General features: G+C 69.1%; 4 protein-coding genes. 2 read left to right on the plus strand and 2 right to left on the minus strand.

Translation table 11 applies throughout. The features are described from left to right. Positions 1–25: 25 nt before the first annotated feature. Complete coding sequence (locus G6027_RS00730) at positions 26–961, minus strand: PspA/IM30 family protein (RefSeq protein WP_182634514.1); 936 nt, start codon at positions 959–961, stop codon at positions 26–28. A gap of 65 nt (positions 962–1,026) precedes the next feature. Beyond that, on the minus strand, positions 1,027–2,478 hold the full coding sequence (locus G6027_RS00735; RefSeq protein ID WP_182634515.1) for a hypothetical protein: 1,452 nt from the start codon (positions 2,476–2,478) through the stop codon (positions 1,027–1,029). A gap of 431 nt (positions 2,479–2,909) precedes the next feature. Between G6027_RS00735 and G6027_RS00740 the strand changes: the two genes are divergently transcribed. Next, entirely contained in the window at positions 2,910–3,713 is an 804-nt protein-coding gene (locus G6027_RS00740) for a hypothetical protein (RefSeq protein WP_182634517.1), read from the plus strand. Positions 3,714–3,831: 118 nt separating this feature from the next. Then, on the plus strand, positions 3,832–4,344 hold the full coding sequence (locus G6027_RS00745; RefSeq protein ID WP_182634519.1) for an NUDIX domain-containing protein: 513 nt from the start codon (positions 3,832–3,834) through the stop codon (positions 4,342–4,344). Positions 4,345–4,540: the final 196 nt, after the last annotated feature.

The raw sequence follows: 4,540 nt of genomic DNA on the forward strand, positions 1-4,540 counted from the left end.
TGATCTCCAGACCGGTGGTGTCGCGCTACTCCCTGGTGTCGCGGGGGAGCGTCGGCCCGGAGAGGTCGGAGGGGCCCGGCTCCGGGGTCCCCGCGTCCTGCGGGGTGGGGCCCGAGGATCCCGTCTGCTCGGCGGGAGTCGCGGCGTCCGCGGAACCGTCGGCTCCGGCGCCCTCGGTCAGCTGCCGGTCGGAGGCACCACCCGCCCCGGCGCCCTCGACGGCGGTGCCACCACCGCTCAGTCCCATGGACGCCCGGATCTGCTCGAGCTTGCTCTTGCCCTCGGACTCGCGCGTGAAGGCGGCGGCGTCGAGCTGCGCGCTGGACGGGGACCCCGTGGCCTCCGCGAGCTCCTGCTTGCCGAGCGCCGTGGTGTAGCGACCCTCGATCTTGGCGCGGATCTCGTCGAACGTGGGCGAGTTGCCGCCGCCGACCCCCTCCAGCGAGGACATGGAATCGACGGTCCGGTGCTGCATCTCCGCCTGGGTGGCCTGGAGCAGGAGCTGGTCCTCCTGCGCGAGCGTCTCGCGCAGACGCTGGTCGGACTCCCTGACCGCCTGCTTGGCCTGCTCGGCGGCCTGCACCGCCTGCCCGTGCAGCTGCTTGGTGTTCTCGAGGTCCTGCTCCAGGGTGACCATCCGGCCGGCCAGCTGCTCGGCCTGCGCGTCGAACTGGGCGGCGCGGGCGGTGTCCCCCTCGGCACGCGCCGACTCGGCCACCTGGAGGGTCTGCCGGATCTGGCCCTGCACCTCGTCGAGCTGCCGGGACTTGGTGCCCATGGCGATCTCGAGCTGCTTGGCGTTGCCGATCACGGCGGCTGCCTGGTCCGTCACCGACTTGTGCTGCTGGCGGGCGTTGTCCATGGCCTGGCGGACGAGGATCTTGGGGTCCGCGTTGTCGTCGACCTTCTTGTCGAGCGAGGCCTTGAGGTAGTTCCAGCTCTTGGAGAACGGGTTCGGCATGGCGGGGTCCTTACTCTGTCGGCACCGGCGGGCCCCGGACCGGCAGATCGGTCCGGGGCGTGTTCCTACCTCTTGACGGTACCGAGCAGTGCGGCCACGGGCAGCGCGGTCCGCGGCAGGTAGGGCTGGCGCCACAACCCTCCCGAGGCCGCCCCGTGGGACTCGTGCTCCCACTGCACCCCGACGTCCGGCCGTCCCACGTTGAGGTCGTGGACCAACAAGGCGGCGAGCAGAGCCGACGAGGTGGCGGGTTCGAAGATCTCGATGCCGAACGCGTGCGCCCCCTTGTACGTGGCGGCGAGGATCTTGTTCTTGGTGACCGAGCGGGTGTCGGTGGCGGGGGCGACGTTGACGGAGACGGTGTATCCGTCCGCGAACGCGGTGGTCGCGCGCCACCGCTGGACCCGCTTGGCGAGCGTGTAGTTGGGGCCCTGCTGGGGGACCAGCGCGTCGTGCACCGCCGGGCCGTGCCCCTTCTCGTAGTTGCGGTGGAAGACCTTCTGTCGGGTCAGGGTGCCGACGATCTTCTTGACGTCGGTGGCCTTGCGGGCCGCCAGCGCCGCGTCCGAGGCCCGGCGGACATCGGCGGGGACCACGAACGTGTCCATGGGGGTGGCGAGGTAGGCCAGCGCGTCGGCGGTTCCGTCCTTCAACAGGTCCACGACGAGGGCATCGGCCGCAGACGAGAGCTGGACGTGGGTTCCGCCGTCCGCGTAGAAGTAGCTGCCCACCGTGAGCGGGGCCGGGGCGGCCGCTCGGGCCCAGGCGGCGAGCTCGGGGAGCTGGGTGAGCAGGTCGATGCCCGGCCGGCCGTCCGTGTCCGTGGGGAAGTGGAGCCGGCCGGCGAACCCTGGAGCCTGCCCGCGGAACCGGTCCCACACCGGGCTCGAGGGGAGGTCGACACCCAGGACGTCGGCGCCCCACCGCAACAACCGGGCGGCGGGCCCCATCTCCGAGCCCAGGCCCAGCACGAGCATCGCGCGGCCCGGCAGAGCGAGCCACTCAGGATTCTCCTGCACCAACTTCAGAGCGTCCGCGCAGCTCGGCTCGATCACCCCGGAATCGACCCATTTGTCGAGCCGGGCCCGCAGCATCGCGCCGGTCAGTTCCTCACCGCGGTAGGGGATGGACAGTTCCGTGGCGGGGGCCGCCGTCCCCTGGACCGTCTCGGTTCCCGGAGTGGACGTGGAGGGGGCGACGGCGAGGTAGTCCGCCATCGGGGTCTCCACCTCCTGGCCGTCGACCTCATGAACGCCGACCATCCTGGATTGGAGCGAGTCGAGGGCGGCGCGGGCCACCCCGTCCCACGCGGCGGCATCGGCGACGCCCGCACTGACCATCTCGGTGAAGGGCTGGATGTATCCCTTGCGCCAGTCCTTGATCCTGTGGACCCGCTCGCCCGCCGCCGGGTCCACGGTGGACAGTGCGTCGGCGACGACCTGCTTGGCCAGCCGCCCGGACGAGCGGTTCCCGGCCGAATCGGTGGGGAACTGAACTCCGCTGCTGTTCGGTGTCATGGCGCTCCTGGATCGGGGACAGATTTATCCGAGGTTAGCCTCACATTTATCCATGTCAGAGCCCGTGGCGCAGCGTGTTGACGGCGAGTCGGTCAAATGTAGGTGAGAAGTGATCAATGTCACTAATTGGTCTCCCATAGAACAGTCTATAACCAAAAGCTCACTTATTAAGGTTCACATAAGCCGAGGTAGTCGCATGGGAGCGGTCTTTCAGCAGCAATCATCGTCCGGACCACGGAGTCTGGGCGTAATCGCGCGGCTGGGCATTACCTGTGCCTAAACGAGACTTCTTGTAACAAGTCCAGAAAATTGCTCGATAGGGTGGTGACACGATCCGACGGTGAGTAGCCCCAGGGCTGCACACCGGACCGGGCGACGAGGGGGAGAACCCGGGTCGCTGGGTCGTCACCAACAACAGGAAGGCAATTCCTATGAAGAACACCAAGCGGATGATCGCCGTTATCGCCGCCTCCGGACTCGCACTCGGCGCCATGCCGGGTGTCGCCAACGCTCAGAGTGAGCTGCTCGACCTCAACCTCGGAACCGGCCTCCTCGGTGGCTCGATCGACCTGGGTGTCGACCTCTTCGTCGGCTCGACCGGCGCTGAGAGCCCGCTGACCGGTTCGCTCGAGGGCATCGACGGCTCTGATTCGCTGGGTACCGGTTCTGATTCGGATTCGCTTGATCCGGCGTCGCTGGGCACCGGTTCTGACTCTGATTCGCTCGGCACCGATTCGCTCGATGCGGGTTCGCTCACCGAGATGCTCGGCTCGCTCGATCTCGACTCGGATTCGGCGGACCTCGGTTCGCTTGACACCGCGTCGGCCACCGATTCGCTTGATCCGGCGTCGCTGGGAACCGGTTCCGACTCGGACTCGCTCGACGGTGGCTCGCTCGAGGGCATCCTGGCCGCGATCACGGCCGGTTCCTCGGATCTCGGCTCCACGTTCGAGGGCTCAGAGACGATCGTCGAGGGTTCGCTCGGCGAGTCCGGTTCCGCCGAGGGCTCCGCCGACGGCGGCTCCGTCGACGCCGGCACCCTCCTCGCCGTCGGTTCGCTCGCCGCTGCCGGCATCGGCATCGGTCTCGCCGTCTCCGGTGGCGTCAACCTGCCGCCGCTCCCGCAGATCAACGTGGGTCTTGTCTGCAACCTGCCGCAGGAGGCCATCGACTTCCTCAAGGACAATGGCTCCATGGAGCGTCAGGAGTGCGAGCCCGAGGAGCAGCAGAACTGAGGTTCTGACTCTTCCACGCTGACTGAGTCAGCGATCGGATAGTTCTCCGGCGATCCCCGTCGACCACACGGTCGGCGGGGATCGCTGCATTTCCCGGGGTCTGGATACGCTCTGGGCTATGTCAGTCCCCGACTTCGTCCTCGAGCTCCGCCGGCACGTGGGCACCGCACCGCTCTGGCTGGCCGGTGCCACCGCCGTCATCCGCGACCCCCACGGCGCGCGCGTCCTACTGGTTCGCAGGGCCGACAACGGCTGGTGGACCCCGGTCACCGGCATCGTCGACCCGGGCGAGCATCCCGCCGAGGCCGCGGTCCGCGAGGCATGGGAAGAGGCCGCGGTGAGCATCCGCGTGGACCGCGTCGCGTCCATCGGCGTCTCCCGCATGGTCACCTACGCCAACGGTGACCGCGCGCAGTACCTCGACCACACCTTCGCCTGCACCTACCTCGACGGCGATCCGCACCCCGCCGACGGCGAGAACACCGACGTCCGCTGGTTCGCGGTCGACGACCTGCCCGAGATGCGCCCCCACATGCTCGCGCGGCTCGAGGCGGGACTGGCGGACGAGGAGCGCACCCGGATCGAGCTCGCCACCGAATCCGCAGAGAGTGGGGCCGACCACTGCGGATAGGCCCCCGCTCGGCGCAGCATTAGAATCGGGGCATGTCCGCCGACCGATTCCGAGCCGAGGTGCCCCCCGTGGTGACCGCGGCCGTCGGAATCGTCGTCGCGCTGGTCAGCGCGGTGTTCGGCATCGCCGCCCACGGCCTGGCCGCCGGAACGGGGGCGCTGGCCCCGAGCCCCGGGCAGATCCTGCTGATCGCGGC

This window comes from Dietzia sp. SLG310A2-38A2 (assembly GCF_014145095.1).
Lineage (GTDB): Bacteria > Actinomycetota > Actinomycetes > Mycobacteriales > Mycobacteriaceae > Dietzia.